This window comes from Tenacibaculum sp. 47A_GOM-205m (assembly GCF_000518405.1).
In the GTDB taxonomy this organism is placed as follows: domain Bacteria; phylum Bacteroidota; class Bacteroidia; order Flavobacteriales; family Flavobacteriaceae; genus Polaribacter; species Polaribacter lutimaris.
On the sequence record NZ_JADN01000010.1, the window covers coordinates 68,944 to 86,338 of the forward strand.

The 17,395-nt window shown below is 32.1% G+C and carries 16 protein-coding genes; 11 read left to right on the top strand and 5 right to left on the bottom strand.

Features of this window, described 5'->3' with window-relative positions; genetic code table 11:
• Nucleotides 1-63: 63 nt before the first annotated feature.
• Nucleotides 64-1,446 carry a trypsin-like peptidase domain-containing protein gene (locus tag N534_RS0111685; RefSeq protein ID WP_028892665.1) on the bottom strand — a complete coding sequence of 461 codons (1,383 nt, stop codon included), beginning with the start codon at nucleotides 1,444-1,446 and terminating at the stop codon, nucleotides 64-66.
• Between the two features lie 137 nt (nucleotides 1,447-1,583).
• Here N534_RS0111685 and dapF point away from each other — a divergent pair, with 137 nt between their 5' ends.
• The 4 genes from dapF to N534_RS0111705 all read left to right on the top strand — a co-directional run bounded on the left by dapF (nucleotide 1,584) and on the right by N534_RS0111705 (nucleotide 4,691).
• Entirely contained in the window at nucleotides 1,584-2,360 is a 777-nt protein-coding gene (gene dapF / locus N534_RS0111690) for a diaminopimelate epimerase (RefSeq protein ID WP_028892666.1), read from the top strand.
• Nucleotides 2,360-2,884, top strand: a complete 525-nt coding sequence (locus N534_RS0111695) for a GNAT family N-acetyltransferase (RefSeq protein ID WP_028892667.1) — start codon at nucleotides 2,360-2,362, stop codon at nucleotides 2,882-2,884. Before dapF ends, N534_RS0111695 begins: the two co-directional genes overlap by 1 nt.
• Entirely contained in the window at nucleotides 2,877-3,905 is a 1,029-nt protein-coding gene (gene mltG, locus N534_RS0111700; RefSeq protein ID WP_028892668.1) for an endolytic transglycosylase MltG, read from the top strand. The genes N534_RS0111695 and mltG overlap by 8 nt, the downstream gene beginning before the upstream one ends.
• Before the next feature lie 198 nt (nucleotides 3,906-4,103).
• The gene (locus tag N534_RS0111705) at nucleotides 4,104-4,691 is read left to right on the top strand and encodes a hypothetical protein (protein WP_028892669.1); all 588 of its coding nucleotides are present in this window, start codon (nucleotides 4,104-4,106) and stop codon (nucleotides 4,689-4,691) included.
• A 50-nt stretch (nucleotides 4,692-4,741) separates the two neighbouring features.
• On the opposite strand, the gene N534_RS0111710 is transcribed toward N534_RS0111705, so the two are convergent.
• From N534_RS0111710 to dnaA, 3 genes are read right to left on the bottom strand one after another with little or no spacing between them, the layout of a single operon-like run.
• Nucleotides 4,742-5,446 carry an SAM-dependent methyltransferase gene (locus tag N534_RS0111710; RefSeq protein ID WP_028892670.1) on the bottom strand — a complete coding sequence of 235 codons (705 nt, stop codon included), beginning with the start codon at nucleotides 5,444-5,446 and terminating at the stop codon, nucleotides 4,742-4,744.
• Nucleotides 5,446-5,904 carry a low molecular weight protein-tyrosine-phosphatase gene (locus N534_RS0111715; RefSeq protein ID WP_028892671.1) on the bottom strand — a complete coding sequence of 153 codons (459 nt, stop codon included), beginning with the start codon at nucleotides 5,902-5,904 and terminating at the stop codon, nucleotides 5,446-5,448. Before N534_RS0111715 ends, N534_RS0111710 begins: the two co-directional genes overlap by 1 nt.
• A 40-nt stretch (nucleotides 5,905-5,944) precedes the next feature.
• A complete protein-coding gene (gene dnaA / locus N534_RS0111720) occupies nucleotides 5,945-7,369 on the bottom strand; it encodes a chromosomal replication initiator protein DnaA (RefSeq protein WP_028892672.1) in 1,425 nt (474 codons plus the stop codon).
• Nucleotides 7,370-7,541: 172 nt separating this feature from the next.
• Here dnaA and N534_RS0111725 point away from each other — a divergent pair, with 172 nt between their 5' ends.
• The 6 genes from N534_RS0111725 (at nucleotide 7,542) to N534_RS0111750 (ending at nucleotide 14,495) form a co-directional block, all read left to right on the top strand.
• Nucleotides 7,542-7,949 (top strand): thioesterase family protein, encoded by a 408-nt coding sequence (locus tag N534_RS0111725; RefSeq protein WP_028892673.1) that lies wholly within the window; start codon nucleotides 7,542-7,544, stop codon nucleotides 7,947-7,949.
• A gap of 19 nt (nucleotides 7,950-7,968) precedes the next feature.
• Complete coding sequence (locus N534_RS0111730; RefSeq protein WP_028892674.1) at nucleotides 7,969-8,541, top strand: cob(I)yrinic acid a,c-diamide adenosyltransferase; 573 nt, start codon at nucleotides 7,969-7,971, stop codon at nucleotides 8,539-8,541.
• A gap of 100 nt (nucleotides 8,542-8,641) precedes the next feature.
• On the top strand, nucleotides 8,642-8,863 hold the full coding sequence (locus tag N534_RS0111735) for a DUF2795 domain-containing protein (RefSeq protein ID WP_024739957.1): 222 nt from the start codon (nucleotides 8,642-8,644) through the stop codon (nucleotides 8,861-8,863).
• A gap of 127 nt (nucleotides 8,864-8,990) precedes the next feature.
• On the top strand, nucleotides 8,991-12,341 hold the full coding sequence (secA, locus tag N534_RS0111740) for a preprotein translocase subunit SecA (RefSeq protein WP_028892675.1): 3,351 nt from the start codon (nucleotides 8,991-8,993) through the stop codon (nucleotides 12,339-12,341).
• Nucleotides 12,342-12,509: 168 nt separating this feature from the next.
• Nucleotides 12,510-13,382 carry a UDP-2,3-diacylglucosamine diphosphatase gene (locus N534_RS0111745; protein ID WP_028892676.1) on the top strand — a complete coding sequence of 291 codons (873 nt, stop codon included), beginning with the start codon at nucleotides 12,510-12,512 and terminating at the stop codon, nucleotides 13,380-13,382.
• Nucleotides 13,383-13,478: 96 nt separating this feature from the next.
• Nucleotides 13,479-14,495 carry a glycosyltransferase family protein gene (locus tag N534_RS0111750; RefSeq protein WP_028892677.1) on the top strand — a complete coding sequence of 339 codons (1,017 nt, stop codon included), beginning with the start codon at nucleotides 13,479-13,481 and terminating at the stop codon, nucleotides 14,493-14,495.
• Here the strand turns inward: N534_RS0111750 and N534_RS0111755 are convergent.
• Nucleotides 14,482-15,147, bottom strand: coding sequence for a uracil-DNA glycosylase (locus N534_RS0111755; protein ID WP_028892678.1), 666 nt, complete (start codon nucleotides 15,145-15,147; stop codon nucleotides 14,482-14,484). The genes N534_RS0111750 and N534_RS0111755 overlap by 14 nt on opposite strands.
• 37 nt (nucleotides 15,148-15,184) lie before the next feature.
• Here N534_RS0111755 and N534_RS0111760 point away from each other — a divergent pair, with 37 nt between their 5' ends.
• Complete coding sequence (locus N534_RS0111760; RefSeq protein ID WP_028892679.1) at nucleotides 15,185-17,392, top strand: DNA mismatch repair protein MutS; 2,208 nt, start codon at nucleotides 15,185-15,187, stop codon at nucleotides 17,390-17,392.
• Nucleotides 17,393-17,395: the final 3 nt, after the last annotated feature.

Sequence of the window (17,395 nt, forward strand, 5' to 3'; positions counted from 1 at the left end):
TTTAAAAGAAAAATCCTGTTGATTTCTATCTCAACAGGATTTATTTCTTCGTATACTTTACTTTTAAAATTTATATCTTTCTACTTCTCCTTTAGGGCTAATTAATTCTAGGTACATTCTTTGGTTACCTGAGTATCTATCTAAAATATCAACTGCTTCAGAAGCACTAGCTACTTCCTTTCCGTTAATCTTAGAAACTACATATCCTTCCCCTACATTATAATATTTAAATCCTTCGTTATTTGTGGCTGTGATTTTTGCACCTCCTTTAATACCTATCTTTTTCCTTTCTTTTTCAGTTAAATCTTTTAACTGTACTCCAAAAGTAAATGAGGTATACGTACTTCTCTTACTCAACTTAACTGTTTTAATTAAATCTTCACCATCTCTATTTACAGTAACATTTACATATTCACCAGGTCTTTTTGCTGTTAACTGACCTTTTAAATCAGAGAATTTAGAAATTTTAACGTTGTTAACTTTTACAATAACATCTCCTTCTTTTAAGCCCGCCTTAATTGCATCACTTTCAGCATCAATAGCTCCAATTTTCACTCCTTCAACACTTTTAGTTTCTGGATCAATATTAATTCCTAGAATAGCTTCCTGTACAACTCCAAACTCTAATAAATCATCTACAATTTTTTTAGCAATGTTTGATGGTACTGCAAACGAATATCCAATAAAAGAACCTGTTCTTGAGGAAATAGCTGTATTTATTCCAATCAACTCACCTCTTGTGTTTACCAATGCTCCACCACTATTTCCCGGATTTACCGCTGCATCAGTTTGAATAAACGAATCTATATTTGTGTTACCATCTAAATCACGCCCTTTTGCGCTTATAATACCTGCAGTAACCGTAGATGTTAAATTATATGGATTTCCTACTGCTAAGACCCATTCTCCTACTTTAATATTATCTGAGTTTCCAAAAGGTAAATTAGGCAATTCAAAATCTGCTTCTACTTTTAACAAAGCAATATCATTTGCCTTATCTGCACCTACTAAAGTAGCTTTTAATTTCTTTTGATTGTTTAAGGTAATCTCTAAATCACTTGCCCCTTCAATAACATGGTTATTCGTAACAATGTAACCATCAGGAGAAATAATTACTCCACTCCCTGTTCCTACTTGTTGATATTTTCTTGTTCCACTACCACTTCCATAAAACAATTCAGCTAACGGGTTTTGCTGAGTTCTTATTGATGTATTCTTAACATGTACTACTGCATGCACCGTTTTATCTGCTGCCTCTGTAAAATCAGTTGGCGTTGATGTAGAGTTTATTACTGTTGGCGTATAACTAGCCTTAACAGTTTGCATTGTTGGCTCTACAGTTTTCTCTACAACCACTTGCTGCTCTTCTATCAATGTTTTATATCCTGCAAGTGCTATTGCTCCTCCTAAGATTGCAATTCCTAAAGTTCCAAATATTTTCTTCATATGCTTACAAAATTTTATATTTCAAATATATCAATTTTAACATTTTAAGTAAATGTGTTTAACTTCTATTTAACGGACTTTAACCGCTATTTAACAGTCCATCCTCCTTGATAAAATATGTATCTTTGTCTACTATTATGGATTTAGAATTTTACAAATATCAAGGAACTGGGAACGATTTTATAATGGTAGATAACCGTTCAAAAACCTTTCCAAAAAATAAAACTGACATTATTGCAAAATTGTGTAATAGAAATTTTGGAATTGGTGCTGATGGTTTAATCTTACTCGAAGAAGATACTGATACCGATTTTAAAATGGTATATTATAACTCTGATGGTAACGAAAGTACTATGTGTGGTAACGGCGGACGATGTATTGTTGCTTTTGCTCGTAAATTAGGGCTTTTTGAAACCAACACAACTTTCATAGCTATTGATGGACTTCATCATGCCTTTATTACTAATGATATTGTATCACTTCAAATGATTGACGTTGATGATGTAAAAATATTTGATAATTATGTTTTTACTAACACAGGTTCTCCTCATCATGTACAATTAGTAAATGAACTAAATGAATATGATGTTTTTTCAAACGGAAGAAAAATCAGAAATAACGTTTATGGAGCAGAGGGAAGTAACGTGAATTTTGTAGAACAAATTACCCCTAACACTTTCAGAGTTCGTACTTACGAACGCGGTGTTGAAGATGAAACTTTGGCTTGTGGAACAGGTGTTACCGCTGTAGCTATTGCAATGCATGCTACCAAAAAAACTAATAATACTTCAATCATTTTACCTGTTGAAGGAGGAGAGTTAGAAGTTTCTTTTGAAGAAAAAAACAATACTTATACTAATGTATTTTTAAAAGGACCTGCTACATTTGTATTTAAAGGTAAAATAAATATTTAGTGCATACGTTAACTGGAACATATATCAACTTAAGGGCTTTAGAACCTGAGGATTTAGAGTTTTTATTTCAAATAGAAAACAACGAACTCTTTTGGGAAGTTAGTCATACACAAGCTCCGTTTTCTAAATTTTTATTAAAACAATATTTAGAAAATTCACATTTAGATATATATGAAGCGAAGCAATTACGTTTAGTTATTGAAGAAAAATCTACTAATAAATCCGTTGGAATGATTGATTTGTTTGATTTTAACCCTCAACATAAAAGAGCTGGGATTGGAATTTTAGTCCACCCAAATTCTCAACATAAAGGACTTGCTTCAGAAGCATTACAATTATTAATAAAGTATTGTTTTACGCATTTACAATTACATCAATTGTATGCAAATATTACAGACGATAACCACAACAGTTTGCATCTTTTTCAAAAACATAACTTTAAACAAATCGGTATTAAAAAAGATTGGACATACCACAAAGGAGTATATAAAAACGAACTACTATTTCAATTAATCAATGAATAAGAAAATTATTTTAGGAAGCATTGTAATTATTTTTTTAATTGGCGGAATTATTGGCTTTAATTACTATCAAAAAATATTTGGAAAAGCAGTTACCAAAGACGGTGCTGTTTTTATTGGCTCAAACGCTTCTTTTACAGATGTTCAAAAACAACTTACTGATTTTGTAAAACATCCCGAAAATTTTGTTTGGGTGGCAGAAAAGAAAAAATTCACCCAACCTAAAGGAGGAAAATACTTATTAAAAAAAGGAATGAGCATGAATGACGTGGTAAACCTTTTACGTAGCGGAAATCAAACTCCAATCACTTTATCATTTAATAATCAAGATACGATAGAAAAGCTTGCAGGAAGAATTGCAGAACAAATTGAAGCTGATTCTACAGCCTTACTACAGGCTATGACCAATGCTAACTTTTTATCTACTAATAATTTCACAGAAAAATCAGTTTTAGGAATGTATATTCCAAATAGTTATGAGTTTTATTGGAATACTTCCGCAGAAAACTTCCGTGATAAAATGTTGCGTGAATACAATCGTTTTTGGACTTCTGCTAGATTAGAAAAAGCTAAAAAACTAAACCTTTCAAAAGAAGAGGTAATAACATTAGCTTCAATTGTTCAAAAAGAAACAGCTAAAAAAATAGAGCGCCCTATTGTTGCTGGTTTATACTTAAATAGATTAAAAGATAATTGGCCTTTACAAGCAGACCCTACCGTTATTTATGCTATTAAAGAAATTAAAGGTCATGATTTTGTTGTAAAAAGGGTTTTAAACAAAGATTTAGTTATAGACTCTCCTTACAATACTTATAAAAACACAGGACTTCCTCCTACTTTGATTGCAATGCCAGATATTTCATCTATTGATGCTGTTTTAAACCATCAAAAACACAATTATTACTATATGTGTGCAAGTGTTGACAAGATTGGTTTTCATGAATTTGCTAACTCTTTAGCGCAGCATAATAGAAATGCAGTAAAATATCAACAATGGATAAATCAACAAGGGATAAGAAGATAAATTAACAAAAATTTATTTTTACTAATTTTAATAAAACATTATTAAAAAGATAATAAAACCTTGTGTTTTTTGTGTTTTAACTAAATAAAACACCAGAAAACAACTTTATACCTAATAGTCAATAAACGGTAATTTATTGATTTATAATCTGTTATAAAAAATTACCGTATCTTTGCACCGCTAAACAGAAAGTATTTAATTATCAGACATTTAGTATTAGTTATTGTAGTATTCGCATTCTTAACTAGTTTTACGGAAGCTACAACTAAACACGAAAAAGCTGCTACTACCCCAGTGCCAGCGAACAAAATCGAAAAAGTGAATGTTCCTTTTTTATTAAATGATTTTGTTGGATTTAAAGAAGCTCTAGCTTTTAAAGAATCTCAAGGTAGATATAGGGTTATTAATGAGCTTGGCTACTTAGGGAAATACCAATTTGGTAAAGAAACTTTAAAAAGATTCCGAATTTACAACACCGACCACTTCTTAAAAACTCCTGAATTACAAGAACGTACATTTATAGCTTATTGTAAGCTAAATAAATGGATTTTACGTAAGGATATTAAAAGAAGTGTTGGGAAAACCATTAACGGAATAAAGATAACCGAATCTGGTATTTTAGCTGCCGCCCACTTAAGTGGTGCTGGAAATGTAAAAAAGTTTTTACGATCAAACGGAGCTATTCAATTTAACGATGCTTTTGGAACATCAATAGAATCGTATTTGAAAAAATTTGCTGACTATGATGTATCTAATATCAAAGCAAACAAAAAGCCCGTAGTTTAATTAAAACACACAGAAACAACAAAAAAGCATCGATATTATCGATGCTTTTTTTATTTATGAATAATGAAAATTGCGGGACGCTTGTGTAAATCTGGTTTAGCGTTTTTCCACTCTTTTATCGTTAATGTTTTAATATACTCTGAAGGAAGTGTAATATCACATGCAACACAAACCCTTGTATCAGGAGATAAAGTAGCTCGTAAATCATCTAGCATTTTCTCATTCCTATAAGGTGTTTCAATAAATATTTGTGATTGATTTTTATCTTTTGATAACTTCTCCAGATCTTTAATCGCTTTTTTTCTTTCAGATTTGTCAATCGGTAAATAACCATTAAAAGCAAAACTTTGTCCATTCATTCCTGACGCCATAATTGCCAACAAAATTGACGATGGACCAACTAATGGTACCACTTGAATTCCTTTTTGATGTGCTAACTTCACTATACTTGCTCCTGGATCAGCTACCGCGGGCACACCTGCTTCAGAAAGCAAACCTACAGATATTCCTTTTTCACAAGCATCCAAATAATTCTTAGTTTCTAAATCATCAGAATACTTATCTAACAACATCAATTGTAAAGAAGGTTGAGATTTAGTAGGAGTAATTCTTTTTATGAATCTTCGAGCCGATTTTTCATTTTCAACAATAAAATAATCTAATTGCTCTACCACTTTTTTTACCGATAATGGCATCACCTCTAAGGGTTCAGTATCTCCTAAGGTAGTAGGAATCAAGTATAATTTACCTTTCATTATTTGTTTTCTAATTTTGAAGCGATAATCGTACACACTTCGTCTAACATTCTATACACATTTTCAAAACCTTGATCTCCTCCATAATACGGATCTGGAACATTGACTGCTTCATCAGGAAACTGTTCACTTAAAATCATTTTTACTTTTTCTCGTTGCATACTGTTTTCAGACATCGTTACAATATCATCGTAATTACTTTTATCCATAGCAAAAATCATGTCAAACTTATCAAAATCAGCTTTTTCAAACTTTCTTGAACGTTGATTCGTAATATCTATACCATATTTATTTGCTACTTGAATAGAACGTTTATCTGGTAATTCACCTACATGATACCCAGCAGTTCCAGCTGAATCTACCTTATAAAACTCTGAAGACAACTTCGATTGCAAGATTCCTTCTGCTAGTGGTGAACGACAAATATTTCCCAAACAAACCATTAATATTTTTTTCATCTCTATAAAATAAAAAAACCTCACTTAGTGAGGCTATTCTTTAAAGCGTTAATTTCTTCGTTAAATCTTCAACGTACTTTTTAAATTGCTTATCAGTTTCCGTTAAATTATCTACAGTCTTACATGCATGTAACACAGTAGCATGATCTCTTTTACCAATTTGACTTCCAATACTTGCTAAAGATGATTTTGTCATACGTTTAGCAAAATACATAGCTAACTGACGTGCTTGTACTATATGACGTTTACGAGTTTTTGATTGTAAAGTTGCTACATCCATATCAAAATACTTTGACACCACTTTTTGAATATAATCTACCGACAACTCTTTTTTCGTGTTCTTAACAAACTTATCTACAATTTGTTTTGCTAACTCAATTGTAAACTCTTTTCTATTAAAAGAAGCTTGTGCAATCATCGAAATAATCACCCCTTCTAACTCACGAACATTCGATTTAATATTTTTAGCAATATACTCTACAATTTCTTCTGGCATTTCAACACCATCTCTGTACAGCTTGTTTTGTAAGATAGAAATTCTTGTTTCGTAATCTGGCGCTTGTAATTCAGCAGACAATCCCCATTTAAAACGAGACAATAATCGTTGCTCAATATCTTGCATATCAACAGGCGCTTTATCTGATGTTAAAATCACCTGTTTTCCATTTTGATGTAAATGATTGAATATATGGAAAAACACATCTTGTGTTCCTGCTTTTCCTGATAAGAACTGTACATCATCAATAATCAACACATCAATCATTTGATAGAAATGAATAAAATCATTTCTAGTATTCGATTTTACCGAATCAATAAACTGTTGTGTGAATTTTTCCGAAGAAATATATAAAACTGTCTTATCCGGATATTTATCTTTTATCTCAACACCAATAGCGTGTGCTAAATGTGTTTTACCTAAACCTACTCCACCATAAACTAATAACGGATTGAAAGAAGTTCCTCCTGGTTTGTTAGCTACTGCCATACCAGCAGAACGCGCTAATCGGTTTGAATCTCCTTCTACAAAATTCACAAAATTGTAGTTCGGGTTTAACTGAGACTCAATCTTTACCTTTTGTAAACCTGGAATAATAAAAGGATTTTTCAACTCACGTTTTGACTCTAACGGAACAGTTACCTTTTGAGGTTTTAACGGGTTACGATTTGAACTTGGTATTTTTACAGTTTGCGGACTATTACTGCTATACGTATTTTCCATACGTACATCGTAAATTAATTTAGCATCACTTCCTAACTGACGAACTAAAGCCACTCTTAGCAATTTGATATAATGCTCCTCTAACCATTCGTAAAAAAATTTACTTGGAACTTGTACTGTTAAAGCCTCCCCTGCTAATTTAATTGGCTTAATTGGCTCGAACCAAGTTTTGTATGCTTGAGGTTTAATATTGTCTTTTATAAAAGACAAGCATTCCATCCAAACTGAATCGGCTGTTTTAGTCATATTTGGTAAAAATCAATTTTAGTTGTTAATTTTTATTCAGATTTAGGGGACACCAAACACCTACGTCTGGGCGAACAAAAGTGTGAATAAATTTTAGTATAAAAAAATTAAATCGCTCTTGACTTTTATTTTTTTTTTGCGTATTGTTTGTGCTAATTAAAAAAATAATCTTTTGCAAAAACATAACACATCTATACGTGTTCGGTATGCTGAAACTGATCAAATGGGGGTAGTTTATCATGGAAACTACGCGCAATTTTTTGAAATTGGTCGTACCGAATGGCTACGTTCTTTGGGCGTTACATACAAATATATGGAAAAAACAGGAATCATGCTACCTGTAATTTCTTTATCTTGTAATTTTAAAAAATCGGCTTTATATGACGACGAATTAACTATTAGCACTACTTTAAAAAAAACACCAACTGTTAAGATTGAATTTGACTACGAAATTACTAATCAAAACAACGAACTAATTTGTACAGGTAACACTATTTTAGCATTTATTAACACTGAAACAAAAAAACCTATGCGTTGTCCTGATTATATTTTGGATAAATTAGCTGTCTTAAAAAAATAATCAAACTAGTAAAAAACATATGAAAATATACACAAAAACAGGTGACAAAGGTACCACTGCCCTATTTGGTGGTACTCGAGTACCAAAATATCACTTACGAATAGAAAGTTACGGAACTGTTGACGAGTTAAACTCTTATGTTGGTTTAATCAGAGATCAAGAAATAGGTAGCTCTTTAAAAGAAGCCTTAACTAAAATTCAAAGTGATTTATTCACGCTTGGAGCAATGTTAGCTACACCTCCAGAAAAAGAAACTTTAAAAAGTGGAAAAGAACGCTTAAACATTCCTAAAATTAATGAAGAGTCAATTCAGTTTTTAGAAGACGAAATTGATTTCATGAATAAAAGCTTACCTCAAATGACTCACTTTATTCTACCTGGCGGACATCAGACCGTGTCATTTTGTCACATAACACGCTGCGTATGCCGTAGATCGGAACGATTGGCTGTCGCTTTAAACGAAGAAGAAACTCTTAGCGATACCGTTTTAAAGTATTTAAACCGACTTTCTGACTACCTTTTTGTGTTGGCACGAAAGTTGACCCAAGACTTACAAGCTGAGGAAATTAAATGGATTCCTGAAAAGCTTTAACTAAGTTCTTTAATTATTGATCTCACATTTTTTAAAAAAAACTTGACTTTTTACAAAAAAAAATTATTTTTGCGGAAAATCTTATTAAACCGATAAAGAAATGTATTGGACACTTGAATTAGCATCTTATTTAGCAGATGCACCATGGCCTGCAACTAAAGACGAATTAATCGATTACGCTATTCGTACTGGAGCTCCTCTAGAAGTGGTTGAAAACTTACAAGATATCGAAGATGAAGGTGATGCGTACGATTCTATTATTGAAATCTGGCCAGATTACCCTACTGAAGAAGATTATCTTTGGAACGAAGATGAATACTAGAAAAAATAAATCATAAAAAGTCTCTTTTACAGAGGCTTTTTTTTTGCTTACTTTTAAGCACCCAAAATAAAAAACAAAAAAACGTTAGCTAAAACAATATAACTAACTAAAAAACAATATTTTACAAATGAGCGTTTTAAATTCGATTATAAAACTATTTGTTGGTGACAAACAACAAAAAGACCTAAAATCATTACAACCGATCGTTGAAAAAGTACGATCTTATGAAAATTCATTAAACAATTTATCTAATGATGAATTACGGGCTAAAACCATCGAATTTAAGACTAAAATTAAAGAAGCTACCCAGTCTTTTACTGATAGAATAACTGAACTTGAAGAAGAAGCTAAAAGTGCAGATATCGATCGTCAAGAAGACATTTATACAGAAATTGATAAATTAAAAGACGAAGCTTACGAAGCTTCAGAAGCTGTTTTGTTAGACATTATGCCAGAGGCTTTTGCAGTTGTAAAAGAAACTGCGAAGCGTTTTACTAACAATACAGAAATAGAAGTAACTGCAACTTCTTTTGATAGAGAGTTATCAGCTACTAGAGAACATATCACACTAGAAGACGACAAAGCTTTTTGGGCTAATTCATGGGACGCTGCAGGTAAAGAGGTTATTTGGGACATGATTCATTATGATGTTCAGTTAATCGGTGGATCTGTATTACACCAAGGTAAAATTGCCGAAATGATGACAGGGGAAGGTAAAACATTAGTTTCTACATTACCTGTATACCTAAACGCTTTAACTGGTAACGGAGTACATGTTGTTACTGTAAACGACTACTTAGCAAAACGTGACCGCGCGTGGATGGCTCCTATTTTTGAGTTCCACGGGTTATCTACTGACTGTATTGATTTCCACCAACCAAACTCAGAAGCACGTAGAGAAGCTTATAACGCAGATATTACCTACGGAACCAATAATGAATTTGGATTCGACTACCTACGTGATAACATGGCAAACTCTAAGAAAGACTTAGTACAACGTGCACCAAACTATGCTATTATTGACGAGGTAGATTCAGTATTAATTGATGATGCTCGTACACCGTTAATTATTTCTGGACCAGTACCACAAGGAGATAGTCACGAATTTAATGAATTAAAACCTCTAGTTGCCGATTTAGTTTCACTTCAAAATAAATATCTAGTAGGTGTTTTAGCAGAAGCTAAACGTTTAATTAAAGAAGGAGACACTAAAGAAGGTGGTTTCTTATTATTAAGAGTTTACAGAGGTCTTCCTAAAAATAAAGCCTTAATTAAGTTTTTATCTCAAGAAGGAGTTAAACAAATCCTTCAAAAAACTGAAAACTTTTACATGCAAGACAACAACAAGCTAATGCCTGAAGTTGACGCAGAATTATGGTTTACTATTGAAGAGAAAAACAATCAAATTGACTTAACAGACAAAGGTATCGCACACCTTTCTGATATCACAAAAAATGAAACGTTCTTCGTTTTACCAGATATTAGTGTAAAAGTTGGGCAAATAGATAAGAGTAACGCTACTCCAGAAGAGAAAGCTGATCAAAAAGAAGAACTATACCGTGAGTTTAGCATAAAGAGTGAGCGTATTCATACCATGAATCAACTTTTAAAAGCATACACTGTTTTTGAAAAAGATGTAGAGTATGTGGTAATGGATAATAAGGTAATGATTGTAGACGAGCAAACAGGTCGTATTATGGACGGTCGTCGTTACTCTGACGGATTACACCAAGCAATTGAAGCTAAAGAAAATGTGAAGATTGAAGACGCTACGCAAACGTTTGCTACCGTTACTTTACAGAACTACTTTAGAATGTACCGTAAGCTATCTGGTATGACAGGTACTGCAATTACAGAAGCTGGTGAATTCTGGGAAATCTACAAATTAGATGTTGTTGAAATTCCAACAAACAAACCAATTCAAAGAGACGACAAACAAGATTTAGTTTATAAAACTACTCGTGAAAAGTACAACGCTGTAATTGAAGATATCGTAAAATTAGTTGGAGAAGGAAGACCAGTACTAGTAGGTACTACTTCTGTTGAAATCTCTGAATTATTAGGAAGAATGTTACAAATCCGTAAGATTCCTCACAATATCTTAAATGCAAAATTACACAAGAAAGAAGCTGATGTAGTTGCTGAAGCTGGTAAACCTGGAGTGGTAACCATTGCAACAAACATGGCTGGTCGTGGTACCGATATTAAATTATCTGAGGAAGTAAAAGCTGCAGGTGGTTTAGCTATTATTGGTACAGAGCGTCATGATTCTCGTCGTGTAGACCGTCAGTTACGTGGTCGTGCAGGACGTCAAGGAGATGTAGGTTCTTCTCAATTCTATGTAGCTTTAGACGACAACTTAATGCGTTTATTTGGTTCAGAAAGAATTGCGAAGATGATGGATAGAATGGGATTAAAAGAAGGCGAAGTAATTCAGCACTCTATGATTTCAAAATCTATTGAAAGAGCTCAGAAAAAAGTAGAAGAAAACAACTTTGGTATTCGTAAGCGTTTATTAGAGTATGATGATATTATGAACGCACAACGTGAGTTTGTATACAAGCGTCGTCGTCATGCTTTAGATGGAAAGCGTTTACAGATTGATATCGCAAACATGATTTATGATACTTGTGATTCAATTGTAAGACAAAATAAAGAAGCAAAAGACTTCCAAAACTTTGAATTCGAATTAATTCGTTTCTCTGCAATGACTTCTCCTTTTTCTGAAGAAGAATTTAATAAAGCTTCTGAACAAGAATTAACTGATAAGCTTTATAAAATAGTTACCGAGCATTATAAGAATGATGCTGAAAGAAATGCTGAAAATGCGTTCCCTGTAATTAAAAGTGTTTTTGAAAATGAAGGTGATCGTTATGAACGCATCGTAGTTCCTTTCACAGATGGTTCTAAAACGTTACAAGTAGTTACTAACTTAAAAGAAGCTTACGAAAGTGAAGGAAAATCATTAGTAAACGATTTTGAGAAAAACATCACTTTAGCTATTATTGATGAAAACTGGAAGGACCACTTACGTAAAATGGATGAGTTGAAACAAACTGTTCAAAATGCTACATACGAGCAAAAAGATCCTTTATTAGTTTATAAATTTGAGGCTTTCGAATTGTTCCAAGAAACAATTGATAAGATTAACAAAGAAGTGTTATCATTCTTGTTCAAAGGAAAATTACCTAGCCAAGAAGCTTCACAAGTATCAGAAGCTCGTGAGCAACAAAGAGAGAAATTAGACTTACGTAAAGACGAAGTTCAAAACTCAACTCAGCAAGCTATTAATAGCGCACGTAACCAACAAACACAAGAACAACAAATAGTTGAAACAGTTGTACGCGAACAACCAAAAATTGGTCGTAACGAAAAAGTCACTATCAAAAATGTGATGACTGGCGAAGAAAAAGATGTTAAATTCAAGCAAGCCATCCCTTTATTAGAACAAGGAACTTGGGTATTACATAACAAATAATTCCTAAAGAATTTCATAAAAAAAAGCTCGGTTAATACCGAGCTTTTTACTTTTACATAACTTTTATAATACTTTTTAATAAAGATTTTATTACCAAGAATTTATAATTACTTCATCTTTTAAAAACATTCGAGAGATAACTTTGAGAAACATCGAAGTATACTCAGAATGAAAAAACACAAAAAACGTAAATTAGATATTGCTGTAATATCAGATGTCCATTTAGGAACTTTTGGTTGCAGAGCCACAGAGCTTCATAATTACCTAAAAACCATCAATCCGAAAATTTTAATTTTAAATGGTGATATTATTGATATTTGGCAATTTAACAAACGTTATTTCCCTAAACCACATATGAAAATCATTAAACAACTGATGAATTTTATTACCTCCGGAACAAAAGTTTACTATATCACAGGAAATCACGATGAGATGTTACGTAGGTTTAAAGGCTTTCGCTTAGGAAGCTTCGAAATCGTAAATAAAGTTGTATTAGATATCGATGGTAAAAAAGGGTGGTTTTTTCACGGAGATGTTTTTGATGTTACCATGCAACATTCAAAATGGCTTGCCAAACTAGGCGGAATGGGCTATGACTTTTTAATCCTTATCAATACAATTGTAAACTGGGTTAGCCATAAAATGGGATTTGGAAGGTTATCTTTCTCTAAAAAAATAAAAAATAGTGTAAAAAGCGCTATAAAATTCATTAATGATTTTGAAACTACCGCAGCAGACATTGCTATAAACGAAGGCTACGATTACGTAGTATGCGGTCATATTCATCAACCAGAAATAAGACCAATTGAAACTGAAAAAGGAAGCACTACTTATTTAAACTCTGGCGATTGGATTGAAAATTTAACAGCTTTAGAATATAAAAATAAAGCGTGGTCTTTATATGAATACGAAAAAGATGAGATAGCTAAAAATATTCATTTAGACTACCCTGTAAAAGATTTAGAGCTAATTAGTTCTGAACACAATAATAGCGAACTTTTTACAGAGCTCCTCAAAGAGTTTAACATTAAAACCCAATAACCATGAAGCCCATTATGGACATTAAGTTAAGGAATGATTAGTATCTATTAAATAGATAATTTTCTGAAAACAACCAATTATAAAAAATTTAAAAAGATGAAAATATTATATGCTTTTCAAGGAACAGGAAATGGACATGCAAGTAGAGCCTTAGAAATTATTCCACATTTACAAAGACGTGGGGATGTAGATGTATTGGTTAGTGGATCACAATACGAAATAGAGCTTCCTTTCAACATAAAATATAAATTACATGGATTGGGCTTCGTTTTTGGTAAAAAGGGTGGAATTGATCTAATTAGCACCTTAAAAGACTTAAACCTAAAGAAAGTTTATAAAGAAATTAAAATGTTACCTGTAAAAGAGTACGATTTAGTTATCAATGATTTTGAGCCAATATCTGCTTGGGCATGTCTTTTTAGAAATGTACCTATTATTTCATTAAGCAACCAAAATGCTTTATTAAATGAGAAAAACTCAGCTTTTAAAAAGTTTAGATTAGAACGTTTAATCATTAAATATTACGCACCCGCAAAAAATAAATTCGGTTTTCATTTTAAAACACACTCGTCTTCTACTTTCTTGCCTATAATCCGTAAAGAAATTCGCTATAGAAATATTACAAACAAAGGACATTATACTGTGTATTTACCTTCTTATAGCGATGAAAAAATAGTCAAAGTACTTTCAAAAGTAAAAGACATAAAGTGGCAAGTCTTTTCTAAGAAAACAAAAGAGCATCAATTTTTTCATAATATTACAATCCTACCTATCAACGACGATGCATTTATCCGAAGTATGGCTTCTGCAAAAGCAGTAATTTGTGGAGCAGGCTTTGCAACACCTACTGAAGCGTTGTATTTACGTAAAAAACTATTGGTTATTCCTATGAAAAATCAATACGAACAACAATGCAATGCTGTTACTTTAAAAGAAATGGGAGTTACTGTTGTAAAAAAATTGAGTAAAAAACAGCTTCCTAAAATTGAAAAATGGATTAACACTAACAAAATTGTTGAAGTTCATTATCCTGATGTTACCGAAGATATGTTGGATGCTATTATTTTACCGTATTACAACAAAACTATTTTACCCGAAATTACCATTGAATAGTTGCTGAACCTATACTTTGTAAAAAATCGTTGGTTTTAGAAAAATGTTTGTTATCAAACCAATACCCTCTATTAGCACTTAATGGTGATGGGTGGCCTGAGGTTAAAATATGATGTTTATTTTTATCAATAAGTTTTGCTTTTTTCTTAGCAAAACCTCCCCAAAGTAAAAACACAACATCCTTTTTTTCTTCAGAAATTTTCTGAATTACGGCATCAGTAAATTGTTCCCAACCTTGCTTTTGGTGGCTTCCTGCCTCACCTGCTCTTACAGTTAAAGTTGCGTTTAATAACAACACTCCTTGTTTTGCCCAACGGGACAAATCGCCACTTTTTGGATATGGAATATTTACGTCCTTTTCAATTTCTTTAAAAATATTAATTAATGATGGTGGATGTGTAATACCATCATGTACCGAAAAGCACAATCCGTTTGCCTGCCCTACCCCATGGTATGGATCTTGACCCAAAATCACCACTTTTAAATCATCTAACGCACAAAAATCAAACGCTGCGAAAATATCTGATCCTTTTGGGTAACACATATGGTTTGAATATTCATTTTTAACAAATTCAGTAAGATTTTCAAAATATGGTTTCTCAAATTCAGGTTGTAAAATATTTTTCCAGCTATCATTAATTTTTACTTGCATTGTTTGTTATTTTTGTCGTGGTTTCAAATATACTATTTTGACTAAAAACATTACAGAAAAAACACTTCAAGATTTAGAGTTTACAACAGTTTTAGAACAAGTTGCAACGCATTGTATTTCAAATTTAGGAAAAGAAAAAACAATGCTAGTTCAGCCTATTTCAAACAAAAAAAAATTATTTTTTGAGTTGAATATGGTAAATGAATATTTGTCTTCTTTTGAAAACGAAAACAGAATTCCTAATCATTATTTTGAAGATATTTCTGAAGAAATTAAGCGACTTGCTATTGAAAATAGTTTTTTAGAAACTGACGGATTTTTAAAAGTAGCTGCAGTTTCTGAAACAGTAAATGAACAAAAGAAGTTTTTAAAGAAGTTTCAAACCTACTATCCTACACTATTTGCTCTAAGTGATGAAATTGAGTTCACCACGGTTATTGTAGATAATATTAAAAAAATTATTACTCCATACGGAGAAGTTGCTGACAATGCTTCTGCTACTTTAAAACAAATACGTAAGGATATTGGTGCTGTTAGAGGAAAAATATCAGAAAGTTTTTCGCGTGCTTTAAGTAAAAACTTATCAAGTGGATATTTAGACGATATTAAAGAAACTGTTATCGACAACCAACGTGTATTAGCTGTTTTGGCAATGCACCGACGTAAAGTTAAAGGTAGTTTATTAGGTTCATCTAAATCTGGTAATATTGTATACATAGCTCCACAAGCTACGCTAGCTTATAGTAGAGAATTACAAAACTTATTATACGAAGAAAAACAAGAAGTTGTTCGTATTTTAAGAGCCTTAGCTACTGAAATACGACCTTATACACCACTTTTAAACGAGTATATTAACTTTTTAACACATATAGATGCTGTAGGCGCCAAAGCTAAGTATGCAAAAAGTATCAACGGTTTATTACCAAAAATCACTAAAGAAAAAAAGGTGTTTTTAAAGGATGCTTTCCACCCTATTTTATGGCAAAAAAATAAAGCAAAAGATATTGAAACCATACCGCAAACGCTTCAGCTAAATGAACAACAACAAATCATTGTTATTTCTGGTCCAAACGCTGGAGGAAAAAGTATTACATTAAAAACAATAGGTTTACTACAACTAATGTTACAAAGCGGATTATTGATTCCTGTTCATGAACGTAGTGAAACAACATTATTCAATACGATTTTAACAGATATCGGAGACAATCAATCTATAGAAAATCAATTGAGCACCTATAGCTATCGATTAAAAAACATGCGTTATTTCTTAAGAAAATGTAATGACAACACCTTATTTTTAATTGATGAATTTGGTACGGGTTCCGATCCTGAATTAGGAGGTGCTTTAGCTGAAATTTTCTTAGAAGAATTTTACGAGAAAAAAGCCTTCGGAATTATAACCACGCACTATGCTAACCTAAAGGTATTAGCAGATGAACTAGAAAACGTTACCAATGCCAATATGCAGTTTGATGAACGTACTTTAGAGCCTTTATACAGATTATATATCGGACAGGCAGGAAGTTCTTTTACGTTTGAGGTAGCACAAAAAAACGGAATTCCATATAGCTTAATTAACAGAGCTAAAAAACGTGTAGAAACTGAAAAAGTACGTTTAGACAAAACTATTTCTAAACTTCAAAAAGAACGAAACCGTTTGCAAAAAACTTCTGAAAGTTTAAACAAACAAAAATCGAAAGGGCAAGAACATATTGAAAATCTTCAAGAAAAAGAATTAAGAATTCGTGAAAAACTAGAAGGTTTTCAAGAGTTATACGATAACAATCAACGTATGCTTACCTTAGGTAGAAAGATAAACGAATTGTTGAATAAATATTTCCAAACCAACAATAAAAAGGAATTATCTACCAACTTTTTTAAATGGGTTACTGCTGAAAAAACAAAACACTTAAAAAAGAATCCTCCTAAAAAGAAAACTAAAACAGAAAAACAACAAGAAAAAGTAGCTGCACAAAAGCAACAAGAAGCCATTAAAGAAGTAGAGAAAGAAGTACTTCAAAAAGTAGTAAAAGTACGAGAAGAAAAGAAAAAAGAAGCGGAAAAAATAGCACAAGAAAAAGCTGCTTATATTTTTAAAGTAAATGATAGGGTACGTTTGGTTGATGGCAATGCCGTTGGTACGATTGACAAAATAGAAAAGAAAAAAGCATTTATCAATTACGGTTTATTCACGACTGAAGCTAAAATAGAACAGTTAGAATTGGTAGAAAGAGCTAAAAAATAGTTT